Raw genomic sequence first — 18,831 nt, 5'->3', positions numbered from 1 at the left:
CGTTTATAGGCGTTGGAACGGAAGGCCGAGCCGTGATAGGAAGCCGGCCATGAGCAAAGACACTTCTTCCCACTCCCCCATCCACGTCATCGGCGGCGGCCTTGCCGGATCGGAAGCCGCCTGGCAGATCGCCGAAGCCGGCGTACCGGTCGTCCTGCACGAGATGCGCGGCGTGCGCGGTACCGATGCGCACAAGACCGACGGCCTTGCCGAACTCGTCTGTTCCAATTCCTTCCGCTCGGATGACGCGACCAGCAACGCGGTCGGCGTTCTGCACGCGGAAATGCGCCTTGCCGGCTCGCTGATCATGAAATCGGCCGATGCCAACCAGGTGCCGGCCGGCGGTGCGCTCGCCGTCGATCGCGACGGCTTTTCCGACGCGGTCAGCGCGGCGATCGCCGCCCATCCGCTGATCACGGTGGTGCGCGAGGAAGTCACCGGCCTGCCGCCGAAAGATTGGGACCTCGCCGTCATCGCGACCGGCCCGCTGACAGCCCCTGGCCTTGCCGAGGCGATCCGCGCAGAAACGGGCGCCGATGCGCTCGCCTTCTTCGACGCCATCGCACCGATCGTCTATACCGAGACCATCGACATGGACGTTTGCTGGTTTCAGTCCCGCTACGACAAGGTCGGCCCCGGCGGTACAGGCAAGGACTACATCAACTGCCCGATGACCGAGGAGCAGTACAACGCTTTCGTCGATGCCCTGGTTTCGGGCGACAAGACCGGCTTCAAGGAATGGGAAGGCACGCCCTACTTCGATGGCTGCCTGCCGATCGAAGTCATGGCCGAGCGTGGCCGCGAGACGCTGCGCCACGGGCCGATGAAGCCGATGGGCCTCACCAATGCCCATAACCCCACCGTCAAGCCCTACGCCGTCGTACAGCTGCGCCAGGACAATGCGCTCGGCACGCTCTACAACATGGTCGGCTTCCAGACGAAGCTGAAATACGGCGCACAGGCCGAAGTCTTCCGCATGATCCCGGGCCTGGAGAATGCCGAATTCGCCCGTCTCGGCGGCCTGCACCGCAACACCTACATCAACTCGCCGACACTGCTCGATGGAACGCTGACGCTGAAGTCGCGGCCGGGCCTGCGCTTTGCCGGACAGATCACCGGCTGCGAAGGCTATGTCGAAAGCGCGAGCATTGGCCTGCTCGCCGGCCGCTTCGCCGCCGCCGAGCGCAAGGGCGAGACTTTGGCCCCACCGCCGGCGACCACCGCCTTCGGCGCGCTGCTCAATCACATCACCGGAGGGCATATCGTCTCCGACGATGAACCGGGCAAGCGCTCGTTCCAGCCGATGAACGTCAACTTCGGCCTGTTCCCGCCGCTCGATCCGGGCGCGATCGTCAAGCCGGAAGGCGTCAAGCGTTTCCGCGGCAAGGAGAAGGCGGTCGCCAAGAAGCAGGCGACGGCGTCGCGCGCACTCGCCGATTGCGCCGCCTGGCTCGGCAAGTCCGCCTGACGGCTCGCAGACGCATCAAGGAAACGACAAAAGGCCCGCTTGCAGCGATGCAAGCGGGCCTTTTCCTATTGCAGTGCGCGGAGAGAGCCTACTCGGTCGCCTGCGCCGTGTGCGGCGGCTCGACCGCCGGCTGTTCGAACTCCGATTTCGGGCTGAAGCTGCCGAGCAGCCAGAGCGAAACCTCGGCGGCCTCGCCGGCACTCTGAAATTCGAAGTCGTTGTCGAGATAAGCAAAATCGGGGAAATGCACGATGAGGCCGCGACCGGTCTCGGAGCTGTTGACCCTGACCTTTCCGGGCTGGATCACGTGGCAGACATAATGGGTGCCGTGCGACTGGATGAAGCCAGCCTTGCCGTCATGCAACCGCAGGAAGATCGCCGTGCGATCCGCCGTCGAGTGCAGCGCCCGGATCGCCTCGTCCGGAAAGGCGCGACCGAATTCCACCATCGCAGAACCGGCATCGGGATTGTCCCAATCCCGCTCGGCGCGGGCGTTCATCCACATGTAGAATGCGCCGACCAAGACGATGACGGCGATGAGCAATAACCAAAGCATCCGCGGGCGCTCCCCTTCGCTCGGCATGACGCCGATAAAGCGGTTCTATACGCTGCGAGGCTTGTGCCAATTTGTCGTCTCGGCAAACGCGCCCGCGAATGCCTGAGCAAACCGAACCTCTGGTCGATCGTCCGGATGGATCAGAAGCGACGGCGGCGCGCGGCACGCCACATCCACCATTGCCGCTGCCATTGGGCAGGGCGGACGGGCTTCTGCAGAAGCCCGGCACCCGCAGCCTCGGCGCGGTTGAGGATAGGCTCGACGAGCGCAAGCGGGATGAAAGCGGGGAAATTCGACGGCGCGATCGCTGCCATCTGCGCACGCGCCTTGGCGAGATGATCCCGCCCGAAGCCCGCGAAAGCCCGGATCGCCTGGCCGATCGCGGCGCTGTCTTCACCGGCGATCAGCGTTTCGCGATCGAGACCGATGGCGCGCAGCAACTCGGCCGGCAGGTAGACTTGGCCGCGGCGCAAATGCAGCGGCAGCAGCATGAGGAGGCCTGCGACCGTCTGCGCCACACCGCCGTGACCGGCGACTTCGGCCGATTTCGCGGCATTCTCTGGATCAAGCACCAGGGACGAGAGCTGGATCAGCGCCGAGGCGGTCTCGCCGGCATAGCCCTCAAGCGCCGAGCGGTCCTCCATCGGATCGTCGTAGAGATCGAAGATCCGTGCATCGATCATGTTCTCGAACACGGAGACCGGCAGGCGGTGCGTGCGAATGCAGCCAAGAAGCGCTTCAGCAAGCGGATGCCCTTCCCCGGTCGACGCGTCGTTGCCAATGAGGTCCCGCCACCATTGCATGCGGATCTCGCCCGGGATCGGCTCGTGCACGAGATCGCGGATACGCGCAATCTCCGCGTTGAAGGCATAGAGCGCGGCAAGGGCTGGCTGCTTGTCGGCAGGCGCAAGCAAGCAGGCGAGATAGCGGTCGCGGTCCGTGTCCCTGAGGTCAGCCAGGATCTGGGCGGAGTTATCGTGCACGTCGTCTTCCCCGGGTCCGATCAGACGGCGATCAGTGCGACGGCGACGGCGCGCGATTCGGCCAGCATCACATTGTAGGTGCGGACGGCGGCCCCGGTGCTCATGGGATCCGACGATATGTTGGCGGCGCGCAAAGCTGTCTTCACATCGGCCGGCAGCGGGCGAATGTCCTTGCCGGTGCCGACCAGCAGCACCTCGATGTCCTTCGCCTCATCGATGACCTTGTAGAACTTCTCGACCGTCAACGCATCGCCCTCGGCGACCTCCCATGCATAGACGCCCGAGGGCAGCATCAGGATCGAGCCACGATGCGACATGTCTGCGAAGCGAAAGCCACCATTGCCATAGGCATCGATGGGCGCACGTCCCGGAAAGTGGGCTTCGCGAATTTCAATTCCCCTAGGCATTTCAAACAGCACCCTTTGCCGCGCCGGCGGCACCCGTATCCGCGCCGGAGGCGTTCTCGTCCCCCGGAATGTGGTCGGTCCGCTTCCTGAACAGAATGAGGATCGGCCCGGCGATATAAATGGACGAGATCGTTCCGACGATAACACCAAACAGCATTGTAACACTGAAGGCGCGGATAAGGCCGCCACCGAAGAGATAAAGCGCTGTCAGGGCCAGAACCGTCGTCAGCGCCGTCAGGATCGTGCGTGACAGCGTCTGGTTGATCGATGTGTCGATCAGCACCGACAATGGCATGCGCTTGTAGCGTGCGAGATTTTCGCGGATGCGATCGTAGATGACGACCGTGTCGTTCAACGAGTAGCCGACGATCGTCAAAACTGCGGCAATGCTGCCGAGATTGAACTCGATGCCGGTCAGCACCAGGAAACCGATCGTCAGCAGCACGTCGTGCGTCGTGGCGATGATCGCGCCGACGGCGAAGCGCCATTCGAAACGCAGCCACACATAGAGCAGGATCGCCAGGAACGAAACGGCAAGCCCGATGGTGCCGGCACGTGTCAGTTCGCCGGATACGACGGGGCCGACCACCTCGACGCGGCGGAAATCATACTCGTCCGAAAGTTCCGAGCGGATGACGCCGGCGGCCGTCTGCTCGGCGTTGTCGCCCGCTTCCTGCGACGGCACCCGAACGAGAACGTCCTCGCCCGAGCCGAGCTGCTGCACCTGGACCTCGCCGAAATTCAGCTCGTCGAGGCGCGCGCGAAGATCGGCGACATCGACCGGTCCGCCCTTGGAATGCAGCTCGATGATCGAGCCGCCCTTGAAATCGACGCCGAGATTGAGCCCGATGCCGGCAAGGAGCAGGACAGAGGCAAGCGACAGGGCCGCCATCAGGATGAAGACCGGGTTGCGGATCCGCATGAAGCGGATGTCCAGGTCGCTGAAGCGGCCAGTGCGAATGCCCTTCGGCAGGCGTTCCGACTTCCAGTGGCGCAGCCAGCGCTTCACGATCAGGCGGGTCACCGTGTAGGCGGTGAAGAGCGTCGTCACGCTACCGATTGCGAGCGTCACGGCAAAGCCGCGCACCGATCCGGAGCCGAGATAAAAGAGGATGGCGCTCGCAATCAGCATCGTCAGGTTGGCGTCGAAGATGCTGCTGAAGACACGCGAGAAGGCGTCGTTGATCGTGCGCCGCAGAGGCTCGGCGCCGCGAACCTCTTCCCGCAGGCGCTCGTAGATCAGCACGTTCGAATCGACCGCGACGCCGATCGTCAGAATGATGCCGGCAATGCCCGGAAGGGTCAGTGTCGCGCCCGAGAGGGAGAGCGCCGCGATGATCAGGACAATGTTCAGGGCAAGCGCAATGACGGCAAAGACGCCGAAGACGCCGTAGAAGAAAATCATGGAAGCGGCGACCGCGACCGCAGCGACCAGGCCCGCCTTCAGGCCATCGGCGATGGCATCACCACCGACGCCGGGGCCGACCGTCCGTTCTTCGACAAAGGTCAGGGGCGTGGGAAGCGGTCCGGTGCGGACGAGAGCGGCAAGGTCGGTCGCACCTTCGGTCGGCAGATCCGCAGAGATGCGCAAGGTATCGCCGTTGACCGCCTCCGACAGCTTGAGCGTCGCGATGACCTGTCCGTCGAGAACGATCGCTGCGTCCCTTGGCGGCTGCTGCGCCGCAAGGGCGGCAACGCGTTGCTGCGACGCGGCATCGATCTTGATGGCAACCGACGCGCTTTCGCCGGAAGCATCAGGTTCCGGCTGGGCCGCAACATAATTCGCCGCGGCAAGCAGCGGCGCCTTTTCGACGAGATAGGGCACCGGCGGGTCATCGAAGGAATAGAGGACTTCCGTTCCGGACGGCGGCTGCCCCTCGACGGCCCGTTGCACGGGCACGGAGGTGTCGAGCATCCGCAGAGCCAGATTGGCCCTCTGGCTGAGCAGGTCCTTCAACCGCTGCGGATCACCGAGGCCGGGCACCTGCACGATCAGCCGGTCGTCGCCGCGGCGCTGGATCAGCGGCTCGGTGGCGCCAACTTCGGCAACGCGGCGGCGCACGACATCGATGGACTGCGCCACGGCCAGCGAGAGCCGGTAGTCGATGCCTTCGTCCGTCAGGCGCAGGCGAACCAGTTCGTCCGGTTCTGCACTGTCGAACACAACTTCGGAAATCGGCTCGGAGCCGAAGCCACCGATCTCGACAGGCGCCGTCAGCGGCCTCAGCCGCTCGCGAGCCGCTGAAAGTTGCGACCGGTCGCGAACACGGAAGGTGATCGACTGGCCTTCGCCGGAAAGGCCGATATAGGCGATGTCGGCATCGCGCAGGGATTTGCCGACCTCGTTGGCGATCGTCTCGAGCCGTTCGGCGACAATGTCGCTACGCGCGGCCCGCAGCATGAAATGGGAGCCGCCCTGGAGATCGAGCCCAAGCGCCACCTGGCGGTGCGGCAGCCAAGCCGGAAGCTCGGCTGCCTCTTCCCGGGTCAGTACATTCGGCAGCGCAAAGGCGATGCCGGCAAGCGCCACCAACCAGACGAGGATACGTTTCAACGGCGGTAATCTGCGCATGCCTCAAACGCTCCAATTTCTTGGCTAGTGGTGGCTGTTCCTGCCTTATTCCTTGACAGGCTCGCCCTTGACGCGAACTTCCGACACGCCGCTGCGGACGACACGGATCTTCACGCCATCGGCGATTTCGACTTCGAGTTCGCTGTCGTCGACGACCTTGGTAACCTTGCCGACGATGCCGCCGCCGGTCACGACCTGGTCACCGCGACGGATGTTCTTCAGGAGCTCCTCGCGGCGCTTCATCTGAGCGCGCTGCGGACGGATGATCAGGAAATACATAACGACGAAAATCAGCAGGAACGGCAGGATGGACATGAGAATGTCCGCGCCGCCGGCGGAAGGGGCGCCGGCAGTCTGCGCAAAAGCTTCGGTAATGAACATCGATCACTCCTTGAGTTCAAATATCGGCGGTTCCTCCGCGCCAAATCGGCCGGAATATAGGGACGCCCGGCCGCTCTGCAAAGCCGCGGGCACCCGTACCCGTTCCTGTGCCTCTGACACAATTTACACAAGAGGAGAACCCCTCGCGCGGGCCTCGGTGACCTTTTCCAGCGTAAACCTGCGTGCTACCGGGTTTCTGGTGGGACCAGGCCGCGACGCGGTTACGGTAAACACCAGGGCCACGCCGCCTCGAATCAGGACGGTACGGCCAAACACCTGATTCAGCGAGTGGAGAGAGACATATGCCGGAAGCAAAGATCGACGTACTCATCAGGGAAATGCAGAAGCTTTCCGCGGCGATCGAGCGCATGGCAGGGCCAGCCGCCGCAGCCAACGACTGGACCGCTGCCGAGTGCTTCGTCTGGGCACCGGCGACGCACCATCTGCAGCCGGTCGCCAGGCCGAACCGCATCGAACTGTCCCTGATCACCGGGGTCGACCACGTCCGCGACATCCTGCTCGACAATACGCTTCGCTTTGCCGAGGGCTTCACGGCCAACAACGTGCTCCTCTGGGGCGCGCGCGGCATGGGCAAATCCTCGCTGGTGAAATCGGTCCATGCGCAGGTTGCGCGCGACACCGGCGTTGCGGTGAAGCTCGTCGAGGTCCATCGCGAAGATATCGCCACCCTGCCGGCGCTGATGGACATTCTGAAGACCGCGCCGGTCCCGGTGATCGTGTTTTGCGACGACCTGTCCTTTGATCACGACGATACGTCCTACAAGTCGTTGAAGGCCGTGCTTGACGGCGGCGTCGAAGGGCGGCCTTCCAACGTGCTGCTCTATGCCACCTCGAACCGGCGGCACCTGCTGCCTCGGCACATGATGGAGAACGAGCAGTCGACGGCCATCAATCCGTCGGAAGCGGTCGAAGAGAAGGTATCGCTGTCCGACCGTTTCGGCCTGTGGCTCGGCTTCCACAAATGCAGCCAGGACGACTATTTGGCGATGATCGACGGCTATGCCGCGTACTACGGCTTCAAGCTCGATCGCGACACCCTGCATGCCGAGGCGCTGGAATGGGCAACGACCCGCGGCGCAAGGTCTGGCCGCGTCGCCTGGCAGTTCATCCAGGATCTCGCCGGGCGCCTGCGCCACAGGATCGACGGGTAACCGGGCGCGTCGCGAGCGACGCACTCCACCGATATCGTGAAACAGAAAGCACCGCCTGCCCAAAAGGACAGGCGGTGCCATAACATCGGATCGGGGTCTGTTCTGCGACCGACCGAGACTATTCGAGGAAGGTCGCCGGGTTTACCGCGGTGGCGTTCTTGCGCACCTCGAAGTGAACCTGCGGCTGGCTTGCCCGGCCGGTCATGCCGGAGGCTGCGAGCGTCTGGCCGCGCTGAACCTTCTGGCCGCGCTGAACCTTGAGTTCGGACGCATTGCCGTAGACCGTGACCGTGCCGTCGTCGTGACGGACCAGGACGGCGTTGCCGAGTTCCTTCAGGCTGCTGCCCGAATAGATGACGACACCGTTTTCGGCGGCCTTGATCGGCGTGCCCTCCGGCACCGAGATGTTGATGCCGTCGTTGCGGTTGCCGTCGACATTGGCGCCGTAGCCTGCGACGACCGCGCCGCGCACCGGCCAGCGGTACTTGCTGATGCCGGTCGACTTCGGAGAATCTTCGCCCATGTCGGTCGACTTGCTGGCGACTTCGCTGACGCTCTGCTTGGTAACCGGCGCCTGGTACTCAGCCGGCTTGTTCTTGTCGAGCGAAGCGACCTGCGGCTGCTCTGCCTTCTTCGGAACCGAGGCCGTCTTGACCTGGTCCGGAGCGGCACCATTGGCGCCCGGCAGCTGCAGCGTCTGGCCGACGCGGATCGATTCGGCCGTCAGGCCGTTTGCCTGCTTGAGGGCGGCAACGGAGACGCCCGTCGTCTTGGCGATACGGTTGAGCGAGTCGCCCGGCTTGACGGTGTAGGATCCGCCGCCGGCACCCTCGCCGTTCGTTGCCGGCTTGCCCGCAACGACGTCGGACTTGCCTTCGCCCTTTTCGCGGGACTGGGCCGAACCCGGCAGGATCGCGACGTCGCGCTGATTGACCGGCAGCGGCGACGGCTGGCGGTTGCTGCCATCGAGATCGGCGATCGAGTTGGTGGCGGCGGCCTTGGCCGCGCTGCCTGCGACGCCGAAGGTCGGGATGACGAGACGCTGGCCGGTTTCGACCTGCGCTGCGGACTGCAGGCCGTTGGCCTTCAGGATTTCCTTTTCCGGAACGCCGAAACGCTTGGAGAGAACGGCGACGTTGTCACCCGGGCGAACCATGATCGTCGGGGCGTTCTGTGTCGTCCAGCCGCTCTTGCTTGCGGTTTCCTTGACCGTTGCGGGAAGCGTCTGCTGCGTGGCAAGTGCGGCCTGCTGGCGTGCTGCCGGGAACGGCTGGGCTTCGGGACGCTGATGGGCAGCCTGGCTCGGGTCAGCCAGGGTGTTGCGCTGAACGGAGATCGGGGTCGAGGCGACGCGGGCGTTGGGCGTGGATGCGGTGTTTACCGGATCGTAGGCACCCTGCCCGGCTGCCGCCGGATAGGGCTGACCGAGAGCCGAGCCGCGGTTATCAACCGGCGCCGCAGCCATCTGACCGACGGACACATCCCCGCGCGGAACCGGCGTTGCGTCTCGGGGAATGGAATTTGTGGTGATGTTGTCGGACCGCGAAAACAGGCCGTCAAACCGGCTTGCATCCGAACTGCAGCCTGTTGCGACGCCTGCCAGCAGGACCGCCACGCAAAGGCGGATCGTCGACTTTCCAACCCCGGGAGATACAAACTTACGCATGACGCTTACCCACTCCGAACGCAACTCGATGTGGATTGATTAAAGCGTATTAGAGTTACCGCGTGGTTAAGGTAGACCCCACCAAAGGACTAATTTGACCAAATGCTAACCATAGGCCGACCGCCGCCCGTCAAGCGCATGTTAGCAGCAGCCGCCGCAGCGGCCGCCCGGGCAGGAAAGCGTAACGCTAGATCAGTTCGGAATAGAGGCGCTCGATCTCGGACACGGACCGGCGCTCCGTCTGGTCTTCCTCGTAGCTGATGCTCGTCAGGTCCCAGGCAAAAATCTGCCGACCGGCCGGCTGCGCCAGGGTTTCGGACTGGGCCGTCTTGTCTTCCTCGAGCAGCACGCTCACCAGCGTCTGGAAGGCGGTATCTCCGTCCGCGCCGCTTGCTTCTTCATATTCGAGCGACCGCAGGCCGGCCACGGCCGCTTCGCGTGTCCCGAAATAGCGCAGACTGTTCTGGTCCTCCGGCCGAAGACCGTCGTAGTAGTCTATGAAGCTCTTGTAATAGGCTTGGTGATCGCCGGAATCGAGAAACCTGCCGAAGGCCTGGTACTCGCGCGAGGCCAGTTGCGGCGACAGGCGATTGTTCCATTCCTCGCGGGTGAGCGCCGGCTGGCCGTCGGAGGCCTTCTTGGTCTGGCCGAGATAAAGCAGGGCATCGGCCGAAAGCGAGATGCGTGGCGTCGGATCAAAGAAGGTCGCGGCGAGCGCCTGTGCCGCCTGCTCATCCTTGCCCGCGGAATTCGTCTGGCCGGCATTGCGCCCGGCAAGATTGTTCAGCCCGTCGCCCGATGCTGCCGCCGTCAACCTGTTCGCGATCTGCATGTGCCGTCTCCGTACCTCGCGACCGGTGTCCGCCGACGTCGCAAGGCAAGCGACGACTCACAGGCGGGAACCCTGTCCGTGCACGGCAGGCGTATGGCGCGAAGCTTGCGCGAGGCTGGAGGAAGTTAAGGACTCGTTAATAGTCGATATCGGCGCGAGCCGCGGCTCCTTACCCGAGCGGACGGATTTCGACGATTAGAGGAACGATGCCAGTTGTGGCACGATCGGAAGGTAAGGCGCGTCGAACAGATCCTCGCGATCGAAGCGGCTGCCCGTGCGGCTGACGCGCACGACCCGACAATGGGTCTCGCTCATCATGATCGGCACCAAAAGGGTGCCGCCGGAAACCAGGTGATCCGAGAACATGCGCGGCAGGCTGTTGAACGCAGCGGTGATGAGGATCCGGTCGAAGGTGCCCTCACCCGGCACGCCGGCACTGCCGTCCGCGTGTCGGACGATGACGTTGCGAATGCCCGTTTTTTCGAGGTTCTTCTGGGCGATGCCGACGAGCGTCTGATAGCGGTCGATCGTCAGCACGCGCTCGGCGACGCGTCCCATGACCGCGGCGGTGAAGCCGCTGCCGGTGCCGACTTCGAGAACACGCTGGCCGGATTTCAGATTGAGGCTGTGCAACAGACGGACCGCAAAGTCGTACCCCTCCATGAACGAACCGCAATCGAGCGGGATCGTTCGCTGCGAATGGGCCTCGGCCTGGTACTGCGGCGGCGCGAAGTAGCTGCGCGGCGTCTGTTCGACGGCCTTCAGCAGGTCATGGTTGGTGATGCCTTCGGCGCGCAGCCGCAGCACCATCTTGGCAAAGCCTTCCTGTTCCGTCACCCGCGCGCTCAATCAACGGCTCCCTCGTTGAGCGCCCGCGCCAGGCGGTCCTGGACACTGTAGTCGGTGAGGTCGAGTTTAAGCGGCGTGACCGAGATCATGTTCTCACGCAGGGCGTGAATGTCGGTGCCGGCGCGGAAATCGCCGAAGCGCTCGCCGAAACGCAGCCAGAAATAGGGAAAGCCGCGACCGTCGGTTCGCTCGTCGATCGACAGGCCGAAATCGAGCTTGCCTTGCGACGTCACTTCCGTGCCGGCGACGGTATCCGCCGAGCAGTTCGGGAAGTTGACGTTGAGCAGCGTGCCGTCAGGCAGATCCACCTTCATCAGCTTGCGGATTAAGGCCGGCGCATGGATTTCGACAACATCCCACGGCACCGTCTTTCCGACCGTGTGATTGTAGGCCTGGCTCAGCGCGATCGAGCGGATGCCCTGCAACGTTCCTTCGATGGCGCCGGCGACGGTACCGGAATAGGTCACGTCGTCGGCCATGTTGGCGCCGATGTTGACGCCGGACAGCACGAGATCGGGCTTGCGATCGAGCACCTTGCGGACGGCCATGATGACGCAATCGGTCGGCGTGCCGCGAAGTGCGAAGCGCTTTTCCGCGATCTGTCGCAGCCGCAATGGCTCCGACAGGGTCAGCGAATGGGCAAGGCCGCTCTGGTCCGCTTCGGGCGCAACGACCCAGACATCGTCCGAAATCGTCCGGGCGACGCGTTCAAGTACCGACAGGCCCTCGGCGTGAATGCCGTCATCGTTTGTCAGCAGGATCCGCATGATGCCGCACTCCCCTCGACGTTCGCTCAGGCTACCTTTTCGATGCGCGTCTGGCCGCCCATGTAGGGGACCAGCACCTCCGGCACCGATATCGAACCATCGTCATTCAGATAGTTCTCGATGACGGCGATGAGCGCGCGGCCGACGGCAACGCCCGAACCGTTCAGCGTGTGAACGAAGCGGGTTCCCTTGTCTTCCTTGGTGCGATAGCGGGCGTTCATGCGGCGCGCCTGGAAATCGCCGCAGACCGAACACGACGAAATCTCGCGGAACGTATCCTGACCCGGCAGCCAGACCTCGAGGTCATAGGTCTTGCGGGCGCCGAAGCCCATGTCGCCGGTGCAAAGGGTCATGACGCGGTAATGCAGGCCGAGGCGCTTCAGCACCTCTTCGGCGCAGGCGGTCATGCGCTCGTGTTCGTCGATCGACGATTCCGCATCGGTGATCGACACCAGTTCGACCTTGTTGAACTGGTGCTGGCGCAGCATGCCGCGGGTGTCGCGACCGGCAGAGCCTGCTTCCGAGCGGAAGGACGGCGTCAGCGCAGTGAAGCGCAGCGGCAGCTTTTCGCCTTCGAGGATCTGTTCGCGGACGATGTTGGTCAGCGGCACTTCCGCGGTCGGGATCAGCCAGCGGCCGTCGGTGGTGCGGAAAAGATCCTCGGCGAACTTCGGCAGCTGGCCGGTGCCGTACATCGCATCGTCGCGCACGAGAAGCGGCGGCTGCACTTCGGTGTAACCGTGTTCCTGGGTGTGCAGGTCGAGCATGAACTGGCCGAGCGCGCGCTCGAGCCGCGCCAATTGCCCCTTCAGGATCGTGAAACGCGAGCCGGAAATGCGGGCCGCGCCCTCGAAATCCATCAGGCCGAGTGCTTCGCCGACCTCGAAATGCTCACGCGGCTGGTGGTTCCAGCTGGGCTTCTTGCCGACGACGCTCTTGACGACGTTGCCGCTCTCGTCGGAGCCGACGGGAACATCGTCCAACGGGATATTCGGAATGCGCGACAGGGCATCGCTAAGCTCGGCCTCGATCTTGCGGCTGTCCTCTTCGAGCGCCGGCATGGCGTTCTTGAGGTCAGCCACCTCGGCCTTCAGCCTATCGGCGAGCTCGGCATTCTTCTGCGCCATGGCAGCGCCGATATCTTTCGAGGCCGCGTTGCGGCGCGACTGCATGTCCTGCAGCGCCTGAAGGTTCGTGCGGCGGCGTTCGTCGAGCGCGATCAGAGATGCCGACAAAGGCTCCGCGCCCCGCTTCGCCAGGGCGGCGTCCAGCATCTCGGCATTCTCACGGATCCATTTGATATCAAGCATTTTCGTTCCACGCGTTGGTCAGATCACGGCGCGAAATCTCGAATGCTCAGCCCTTGGCGGGGCCGACCTCTCCGGAAGATCCTTCCTGCGACTCAGCAGCCTCGCTCTTGAGCGCGTCCGCTGCCCGCTGCCTTTCGACGAGTCGCGCCGTATAGATCGAAATTTCGTAGAGAAGGATGGCTGGCAGCGCAAGGCCGATCTGGGAAATCGGATCGGGCGGCGTGAGCACGGCCGCGACAACGAAGGCGATCACGATCGCGTATTTGCGCTTCTCGGCAAGGCCCTGAGACGTCACGAAACCGACACGGGCAAGAAGCGTGGTGATGACTGGCAGCTGGAAGACGAGCCCGAAAGCGAAGACCAGCGACATGATCAGGCTCAGATATTCCGAGACCTTCGGCAGAAGCTGAATGGCCACCTGCCCTTCGCCACCACCCTGCTCCATGGCCAGGAAGAACCACATGACCATCGGCGTGAAGAAGAAATAGACCAGTGCGCCGCCGAGCAGAAACAGGAGTGGTGACGCAATCAGGAACGGCAGGAACGCTGCGCGCTCGTTCTTATAGAGCCCAGGCGCCACAAACTTGTAGATCTGTGCCGCAATTACGGGAAAGGCAATGACCAGCGCACCGAACATCGCCACCTTGATCTGGGTGAAGAAGAACTCCTGCGGCGCCGTGTAGATGAGCTCGACGTTGCGATGGTTGAGGCCCGCCCAGCTTACGGCCCATTTGAACGGCAGCACCAGCAGGTTGAACAGGCCTTTGGCGAAGTAGAAGCAGACGAGGAACGCAACGAAGAACGCGCCGATGGCCCACATCAGGCGCCTGCGCAATTCGATCAGATGCTCGATCAGCGGCTGCGGCCGGTCCTCGATATCGCCGCTCATGCTTCACCTTTCTTGCGCGCGCTGGTGCGCGGCTTAGACGTCTTGGCAGCAGGCTCGGCCGCTGTCGGCGTCACTTTTTTCTTTTCAGCGGCCGGCTTCGCGGGCGCCTTGGCAGCAGACTTTGCCGTGGCCGCCTTGGGCGCTGCCGTTGCCGACTTGGGCGCGGCCTTCTTTACGGCCGGGGCCGGATCGGTTTTCGCCCTGGTCGCACGTTTCGGCTTTTCTGCCGGCACGGCGGCGACCTCTGCGCGCTCGATCTGGCGATTGGCCGAACCGATTGCCGCGGCGGCAACCGGATCTGCAGGCTTGGTTTCGACCGCCGCCGGCGCGACAGCCGGCTCCACGGCGGTCACCGGATCAACGCTGCTCGGTGTCGCGGGCTGGTCGGGCGTTGCCGCCTTCTGCAGGTCCGCCTTGATATCGTTGCCCATCTGGCGAAGCGGATTGATCGCATCGCGCAACGCATTGGCCGGATTGAGGCTTTGCGCGTCGCTGATGGTCTTTCGAACCTCGTCGAGGTCCGCTTCGCGCAGCGCTTCATCGAACTGCTGACGGAAATCCGATGCCATGCCGCGCATCTTCGCGGTCATGCGGCCGAAAGCCCGCAACATTGGCGGAAGGTCTTTCGGCCCGACAACCACGATCAGAACGATTGCGATGACGACGAGCTCGGTCCAGCCGATATCAAGCATGCGATATGTCCTGCAAACCCTTGATGCCGCCGGCCCGGTATGGACACCGGACAGGCTTCACCGACACCAGACTGTTAGCGAACTTCGTCAGACTTGTGGTCTACGGTCTTGCCGTCGAGCGTCTTGTCGGTAGCAGCCGCATCGTCGTCGGACATGCCCTTCTTGAAGCTCTTGATGCCCTTGGCAACGTCACCCATCAGTTCGGGGATCTTGCCACGACCGAACAAGAGCAGCACCACGACCAGAACGATCAGCCAGTGCCAAATGCTTAACGAACCCATGCTCTTACTCCTCTGAGCCTTCCCCGATTCAGGCTCTATCACATGTCAATTTTCAGGCGTGCCCCAAGCACGCGTCTCGTTGTGACAGACCCTAAGATGCCGAACTGCTTTTTTCAAACAGTAATATATCCCGCTCGTTAACTGAAAGCATTACATCACGCAATCCATGCGGCAATCGGTCCGCCCTGATGCGCGCCCGGACCACCTCCTCACAACGCGGCACGGCAAGCTCCAGAAGCTCGACCACGCCGATGAAGCGACGGGAGAGAATGCGGGCGGGAATGTCGCCACCTTCTTCGCCGACGCGCACCCCGGACAGCCTGACGGCCACCGAGAGGCGCTTGCCTTCCGGGTGGGGGCCGGCTGCAACGCTTCCGACCGGCGTCTCGACGCGACCGCCACGAACCTGGGCATCGAAGACGTTGATCTCCGAGAAGAAACCGGCGGCAAAAAGATCCCGCGGCTCGCGGTAGAGTTCATCGGCCGTTCCGACCTGAACGAGGCGTCCGTCCTTCAGGAGCGCGATGCGATCCGCCATGCGCATCGCCTCTTCGGCGTCATGCGTGACGACGATCGCCGTTGCCCGCGTCTCCCTGAGGATCGCGAGGGTGTCGGCGCGGATCGAATCCTTCAGGCGCGAGTCGAGGCCGGAAAAGGGTTCGTCCATCAACAGCACCGCCGGACGCGGCGCGAGCGCGCGGGCAAGCGCCACGCGCTGCTGCTCGCCGCCGGACAGCACGTGCGGATACTGATCGGCATAGTGCGACAGGCCAACACGCTCGAGTGCCGCATCCGCCTGGATCAGGCCTTCCTTTTTGGGGATCGCCGTCAGACCGAAACGGACGTTGTCACGGATCGTCATGTGCGGGAAAAGCGCGAAGTCCTGGAACATCAGCCCGACGCCACGCTTTTCCGGCGGCAGGAAAACAGAAGGACCGGAAATTTCCTGGCCGTTGAGCATCAGACGCCCGGCGCTCTGCCGCTCGATGCCCGCGGCGATGCGCAGCAGGGTCGTCTTGCCGGATCCCGAAGGCCCGAGCAGGCACAGGACCTCGCCGGCCTTTGCCGCCAGACTGACGCCCTTGATCGTTTCCTTGGCGTGATAGCTGTGATGGATATCTTCGAAGGTCAGGCTCGCCGCGAAAGAAACGCCCGCTGTCCGTCGCGTGGTCATGACGGGAGCGTCCTGCGGATCTGAAACCATGCTCTTGCATTCCTTGACACCAGTGGCGCAGGGCCAGCAGGGCCCGACGCCATGGAAAGCCGATATCTATAATCAGGTTTTTCTAATCGGCTTCTTCGCCCTTCGGTGTCAAGAGCCCGAGTTCCTCCAGATCGAGCTGGGTGATCGGATCCTCGTTCTCGGCGAGTTCGTCGTCGCCGGTCGGAACGGGGATGTTGAGGTTCGAAGGCACGCGGCCGGAAAGCAGCCCGGCGCCCTTCAATTCCTCGATGCCCGGCAGGTCGCGCAGTTCCTCAAGGCCGAAGTGATCGAGGAAGTCGCGCGTCGTGCCGAAGGTCACCGGACGTCCCGGTGTGCGCCGGCGCCCGCGAAAGCGGACCCAGCCCGCCTCCATCAACACGTCGAGCGTGCCCTTCGAGGTCTGCACGCCGCGGATATCCTCGATCTCGGCGCGCGTGACCGGCTGATGGTAGGCAATGATCGACAGAACCTCGAGGGCGGCTCGTGAAAGCTTGCGGACCTCCTGTTCGTCGGTCTGAACGACGAAGGAGAGGTCGGCGGCCGTGCGGAAGGCCCAATGGTCTGCCACCTGGACAAGGTTGACGCCGCGCGTCGCATAAAGGGCCTTCAGCCGGAGCATGATCGCGCGCACATCGGCACCCAGCGGAAGCCGGCTCTCGATGTAAGCCTCGGACACCGGCTGCGCCGAAGCGAACACCAGGGCTTCGGCGATACGCTCGGCTTCCTGCTCAAGCCGTGGATCGAAAGATGCCGCTTCGATCTCGTCCTCCTCGTCGGGAACGCCAGGCAGGTACTTCTGGGCTTCAGCCACGGGCTGCCTCCATCTCGGCAAGGGTCTCCGCATCGATCGGATTTGGTCCGCGTCGAAGATAGATCGGCGCGAAGGCTTCTTCCTGGCGAATTTCGAGGCGGCCCTCGCGAACCATTTCGAGCGACGCGGCAAAGGAGCTGGCGATTGCCGTTGCCCTCTCCTTCGGCGTCGTCATGTAGCGAACGAGAAAGTGATCGAGCGCCGTCCAGTCGTCGAGGCCGCCGATCATACGGGCCAGGATCAGCCGCGCATCGGACAGCGACCAGACGTGGCGCTTCTCGATCGTCACCTGGGTGATCGCCTGTCGCTGGCGCAGGCTCGCATAGGCGCTCAGCAGATCGTAGAGCGAAGCGTCGAAACCGGATTTCCTCTCGGTGACGATATGCTCCGGTGCACCGCGGACGAACACGTCCCGGCCAAGCCGGTTTCGGTTGATGAGCCGCGTCGCCGCCTCGCGCATCGCTTCCAGCCGCTTCAGCCGGAAGGCGAGCGCCGAGGCCATCTCTTCGCCAGAAGGACCGTCATCCTTCGCCTGCTGCGGAATCAGCAGCCGCGACTTCAGATAAGCGAGCCACGCCGCCATGACGAGGTAATCGGCCGCAAGCTCGATGCGGATGCTGCGCGCCCGCTCGATAAAGGCGATGTATTGCTCGGCGAGCGCCAGGACGGAAATGCGCGAAAGATCGACGCGTTGGCTTCGGGCGAGATGCAGCAGCAGGTCGAGCGGGCCTTCGAAGCCGGCGATATCGACCACCAGCGCTTCCTCATGCAGTCCGCGCTCGGCAGTCTCGTCCTGCCACAGCGGGTCCATCGGCGCCTTCGACGCAGGCTTGCCTTGTCTTTCGCCCGCATTGCTCACTGGCAGCCCGACCCTTTCTTTCAGTCTCTGTTGCCTTCAGTCTTCGTTGCCTCAGACCGTTGCAAACAGGGCGTTGAACTCCGCCCGCAAATCGACTTCGCTCGCATCGTCGGGCGCACGGAACGCGGCTTCTGCGGCCCTCGCCCGGCGCAAGCTCTCACCTGCCAGAACCGGCACGACATCCGCGACGGCCTTCATTTCCTCCATTATGCCATGACAATGCAAGACGAGATCAAGTCCCGCGGCAATGATGTTGCGCGCGCGGGTGGTCATGTCGCCGGCAAGCGCGTTCATCGACACGTCATCCGACATCAGCAGGCCGTCGAAGCCGATATGGCCACGAATGATCTCGCGCACGACCTTCGCAGAGGTGGTGGCCGGATTGTCCGGATCGATCGTTGTGAACACCATGTGCGCCGACATCGCCATTACCTCGTCCTTCATCGCAACGAAGGGCAGGAAGTCGCTCGCGGCAAGCTCGTCGAAGGTGGCGCTGACGACGGGCAGATTGTGGTGCGAATCGACGAAGGTGCGGCCGTGGCCCGGCATGTGCTTCATCACCGGCAGCATGCCGCCGGCCTTCAGCCCCTCGCCCATCGCACGGCCGATGGCCGTGACGGTCTCCGGATCGTGGCCGTAGGCGCGGTTGCCGATGACGTCGTGGCTGCCGGGCACCGGCACGTCGAGCACCGGCAGGCAATCGACGGTGATGCCGAAGCGCATCAGGTCAAAGGCATGCAAGCGCCCCATCAGCCAGGCGGCGCGCAGACCGAGCTCCCCGTCGCGGCGGTAGATCTCGCCGATCGCCGCGCCATTCGGATACTGCTGAACGAGCGGCGGGCGGATGCGTTGAACGCGTCCGCCTTCCTGGTCGATGAGCACGGGCGCATTCGGATTGCCGATGCTGTCGCGAAGGGCTGCCACCAGATCCGAGATCTGCTGCGCCTCGCCAATGTTGCGCCCGAACAGGATGAAACCCCACGGGCGTTCTGCCGCGAAGAAATCGCGCTCGTCGCTCGTGAGGGAAAGGCCCTTGCAGCCGGAGATAAATGCTTTTGATTCGCTCATCCCAAAAGCATAGAGCGCGGGCTGCCCGGCGCGAAGTCACAAAGACAGGGCCCCCCACTCATTT

Annotated in this window: 19 protein-coding genes; 2 read left to right on the top strand and 17 right to left on the bottom strand. The window is 63.6% G+C overall.

Features of this window, described 5'->3' with window-relative positions; all coding sequences use genetic code 11:
* Positions 1-49 precede the first annotated feature (49 nt).
* Positions 50-1,468, top strand: a complete 1,419-nt coding sequence (gene trmFO / locus L981_RS03225) for a methylenetetrahydrofolate--tRNA-(uracil(54)-C(5))-methyltransferase (FADH(2)-oxidizing) TrmFO (RefSeq protein WP_043611619.1) — start codon at positions 50-52, stop codon at positions 1,466-1,468.
* A gap of 88 nt (positions 1,469-1,556) precedes the next feature.
* Here trmFO and L981_RS03220 read toward each other — a convergent pair whose 3' ends face one another.
* The 5 genes from L981_RS03220 to yajC form a co-directional block, all read right to left on the bottom strand.
* Positions 1,557-2,024, bottom strand: coding sequence for a hypothetical protein (locus L981_RS03220; RefSeq protein WP_043611617.1), 468 nt, complete (start codon positions 2,022-2,024; stop codon positions 1,557-1,559).
* 140 nt (positions 2,025-2,164) lie between these two features.
* Positions 2,165-3,007, bottom strand: a complete 843-nt coding sequence (locus L981_RS03215) for a phytoene/squalene synthase family protein (protein WP_043611614.1) — start codon at positions 3,005-3,007, stop codon at positions 2,165-2,167.
* Positions 3,008-3,027: 20 nt separating this feature from the next.
* Positions 3,028-3,414 carry an Mth938-like domain-containing protein gene (locus L981_RS03210; RefSeq protein ID WP_043611611.1) on the bottom strand — a complete coding sequence of 129 codons (387 nt, stop codon included), beginning with the start codon at positions 3,412-3,414 and terminating at the stop codon, positions 3,028-3,030.
* A 1-nt stretch (position 3,415) separates the two neighbouring features.
* Positions 3,416-5,986: a protein translocase subunit SecDF gene (gene secDF / locus L981_RS03205; protein WP_043611609.1), complete on the bottom strand. Its 2,571-nt coding sequence runs from the start codon at positions 5,984-5,986 to the stop codon at positions 3,416-3,418.
* Positions 5,987-6,031: 45 nt separating this feature from the next.
* Positions 6,032-6,367, bottom strand: coding sequence for a preprotein translocase subunit YajC (yajC, locus tag L981_RS03200; RefSeq protein ID WP_034796611.1), 336 nt, complete (start codon positions 6,365-6,367; stop codon positions 6,032-6,034).
* 302 nt (positions 6,368-6,669) lie between these two features.
* On the opposite strand from yajC, the gene L981_RS03195 reads away from it, so the two are divergent.
* Positions 6,670-7,539, top strand: a complete 870-nt coding sequence (locus tag L981_RS03195; protein WP_043611605.1) for an ATP-binding protein — start codon at positions 6,670-6,672, stop codon at positions 7,537-7,539.
* Positions 7,540-7,657: 118 nt separating this feature from the next.
* On the opposite strand, the gene L981_RS03190 is transcribed toward L981_RS03195, so the two are convergent.
* The 12 genes from L981_RS03190 to nagZ form a co-directional block, all read right to left on the bottom strand.
* Complete coding sequence (locus L981_RS03190; protein ID WP_043611603.1) at positions 7,658-9,205, bottom strand: peptidoglycan DD-metalloendopeptidase family protein; 1,548 nt, start codon at positions 9,203-9,205, stop codon at positions 7,658-7,660.
* A gap of 187 nt (positions 9,206-9,392) precedes the next feature.
* Positions 9,393-10,037, bottom strand: coding sequence for a hypothetical protein (locus L981_RS03185; RefSeq protein ID WP_043611601.1), 645 nt, complete (start codon positions 10,035-10,037; stop codon positions 9,393-9,395).
* A 195-nt stretch (positions 10,038-10,232) separates the two neighbouring features.
* Positions 10,233-10,886: a protein-L-isoaspartate(D-aspartate) O-methyltransferase gene (locus L981_RS03180; RefSeq protein WP_043611598.1), complete on the bottom strand. Its 654-nt coding sequence runs from the start codon at positions 10,884-10,886 to the stop codon at positions 10,233-10,235.
* Complete coding sequence (gene surE, locus L981_RS03175) at positions 10,883-11,653, bottom strand: 5'/3'-nucleotidase SurE (protein WP_043611596.1); 771 nt, start codon at positions 11,651-11,653, stop codon at positions 10,883-10,885. The genes L981_RS03180 and surE overlap by 4 nt, the downstream gene beginning before the upstream one ends.
* 26 nt (positions 11,654-11,679) lie before the next feature.
* On the bottom strand, positions 11,680-12,963 hold the full coding sequence (gene serS, locus L981_RS03170) for a serine--tRNA ligase (RefSeq protein ID WP_043611593.1): 1,284 nt from the start codon (positions 12,961-12,963) through the stop codon (positions 11,680-11,682).
* Positions 12,964-13,009: 46 nt separating this feature from the next.
* On the bottom strand, positions 13,010-13,852 hold the full coding sequence (gene tatC / locus L981_RS03165) for a twin-arginine translocase subunit TatC (protein ID WP_043611591.1): 843 nt from the start codon (positions 13,850-13,852) through the stop codon (positions 13,010-13,012).
* Positions 13,849-14,544: a Sec-independent protein translocase protein TatB gene (gene tatB / locus L981_RS03160; protein WP_043611588.1), complete on the bottom strand. Its 696-nt coding sequence runs from the start codon at positions 14,542-14,544 to the stop codon at positions 13,849-13,851. Before tatB ends, tatC begins: the two co-directional genes overlap by 4 nt.
* 74 nt (positions 14,545-14,618) lie before the next feature.
* Complete coding sequence (locus tag L981_RS03155; protein WP_043611585.1) at positions 14,619-14,825, bottom strand: twin-arginine translocase TatA/TatE family subunit; 207 nt, start codon at positions 14,823-14,825, stop codon at positions 14,619-14,621.
* A gap of 91 nt (positions 14,826-14,916) precedes the next feature.
* Entirely contained in the window at positions 14,917-16,029 is a 1,113-nt protein-coding gene (locus L981_RS03150; RefSeq protein WP_043611584.1) for an ABC transporter ATP-binding protein, read from the bottom strand.
* 82 nt (positions 16,030-16,111) lie between these two features.
* Positions 16,112-16,840: an SMC-Scp complex subunit ScpB gene (scpB, locus tag L981_RS03145; protein WP_043611581.1), complete on the bottom strand. Its 729-nt coding sequence runs from the start codon at positions 16,838-16,840 to the stop codon at positions 16,112-16,114.
* Positions 16,833-17,651: a ScpA family protein gene (locus tag L981_RS03140; RefSeq protein WP_052201551.1), complete on the bottom strand. Its 819-nt coding sequence runs from the start codon at positions 17,649-17,651 to the stop codon at positions 16,833-16,835. Before L981_RS03140 ends, scpB begins: the two co-directional genes overlap by 8 nt.
* 99 nt (positions 17,652-17,750) lie before the next feature.
* Positions 17,751-18,767, bottom strand: coding sequence for a beta-N-acetylhexosaminidase (gene nagZ, locus L981_RS03135; RefSeq protein WP_043611577.1), 1,017 nt, complete (start codon positions 18,765-18,767; stop codon positions 17,751-17,753).
* Positions 18,768-18,831: the final 64 nt, after the last annotated feature.

This window comes from Ensifer sp. ZNC0028 (genome assembly GCF_000799055.1).
GTDB lineage: Bacteria > Pseudomonadota > Alphaproteobacteria > Rhizobiales > Rhizobiaceae > Ensifer.
The sequence above is the reverse complement of the archived record's forward strand: the minus strand, read 5'-3'. Positions and strand labels throughout refer to the sequence as shown.

Bases quoted from the DNA above. Each gene is read 5' to 3' on its own strand.
- trmFO (WP_043611619.1), top strand. From the start codon at position 50: ATGAGCAAAGACACTTCTTCCCACTCCCCCATCCACGTCATCGGCGGC.
- L981_RS03220 (WP_043611617.1), bottom strand. From the start codon at position 2,024: ATGCTTTGGTTATTGCTCATCGCCGTCATCGTCTTGGTCGGCGCATTC.
- L981_RS03210 (WP_043611611.1), bottom strand. From the start codon at position 3,414: ATGCCTAGGGGAATTGAAATTCGCGAAGCCCACTTTCCGGGACGTGCG.
- secDF (WP_043611609.1), bottom strand. From the start codon at position 5,986: ATGCGCAGATTACCGCCGTTGAAACGTATCCTCGTCTGGTTGGTGGCG.
- yajC (WP_034796611.1), bottom strand. From the start codon at position 6,367: ATGTTCATTACCGAAGCTTTTGCGCAGACTGCCGGCGCCCCTTCCGCC.
- L981_RS03195 (WP_043611605.1), top strand. From the start codon at position 6,670: ATGCCGGAAGCAAAGATCGACGTACTCATCAGGGAAATGCAGAAGCTT.
- L981_RS03190 (WP_043611603.1), bottom strand. From the start codon at position 9,205: ATGCGTAAGTTTGTATCTCCCGGGGTTGGAAAGTCGACGATCCGCCTT.
- L981_RS03185 (WP_043611601.1), bottom strand. From the start codon at position 10,037: ATGCAGATCGCGAACAGGTTGACGGCGGCAGCATCGGGCGACGGGCTG.
- surE (WP_043611596.1), bottom strand. From the start codon at position 11,653: ATGCGGATCCTGCTGACAAACGATGACGGCATTCACGCCGAGGGCCTG.
- serS (WP_043611593.1), bottom strand. From the start codon at position 12,963: ATGCTTGATATCAAATGGATCCGTGAGAATGCCGAGATGCTGGACGCC.
- tatC (WP_043611591.1), bottom strand. From the start codon at position 13,852: ATGAGCGGCGATATCGAGGACCGGCCGCAGCCGCTGATCGAGCATCTG.
- tatB (WP_043611588.1), bottom strand. From the start codon at position 14,544: ATGCTTGATATCGGCTGGACCGAGCTCGTCGTCATCGCAATCGTTCTG.
- L981_RS03155 (WP_043611585.1), bottom strand. From the start codon at position 14,825: ATGGGTTCGTTAAGCATTTGGCACTGGCTGATCGTTCTGGTCGTGGTG.
- L981_RS03150 (WP_043611584.1), bottom strand. From the start codon at position 16,029: ATGGTTTCAGATCCGCAGGACGCTCCCGTCATGACCACGCGACGGACA.
- L981_RS03140 (WP_052201551.1), bottom strand. From the start codon at position 17,651: ATGGACCCGCTGTGGCAGGACGAGACTGCCGAGCGCGGACTGCATGAG.
- nagZ (WP_043611577.1), bottom strand. From the start codon at position 18,767: ATGAGCGAATCAAAAGCATTTATCTCCGGCTGCAAGGGCCTTTCCCTC.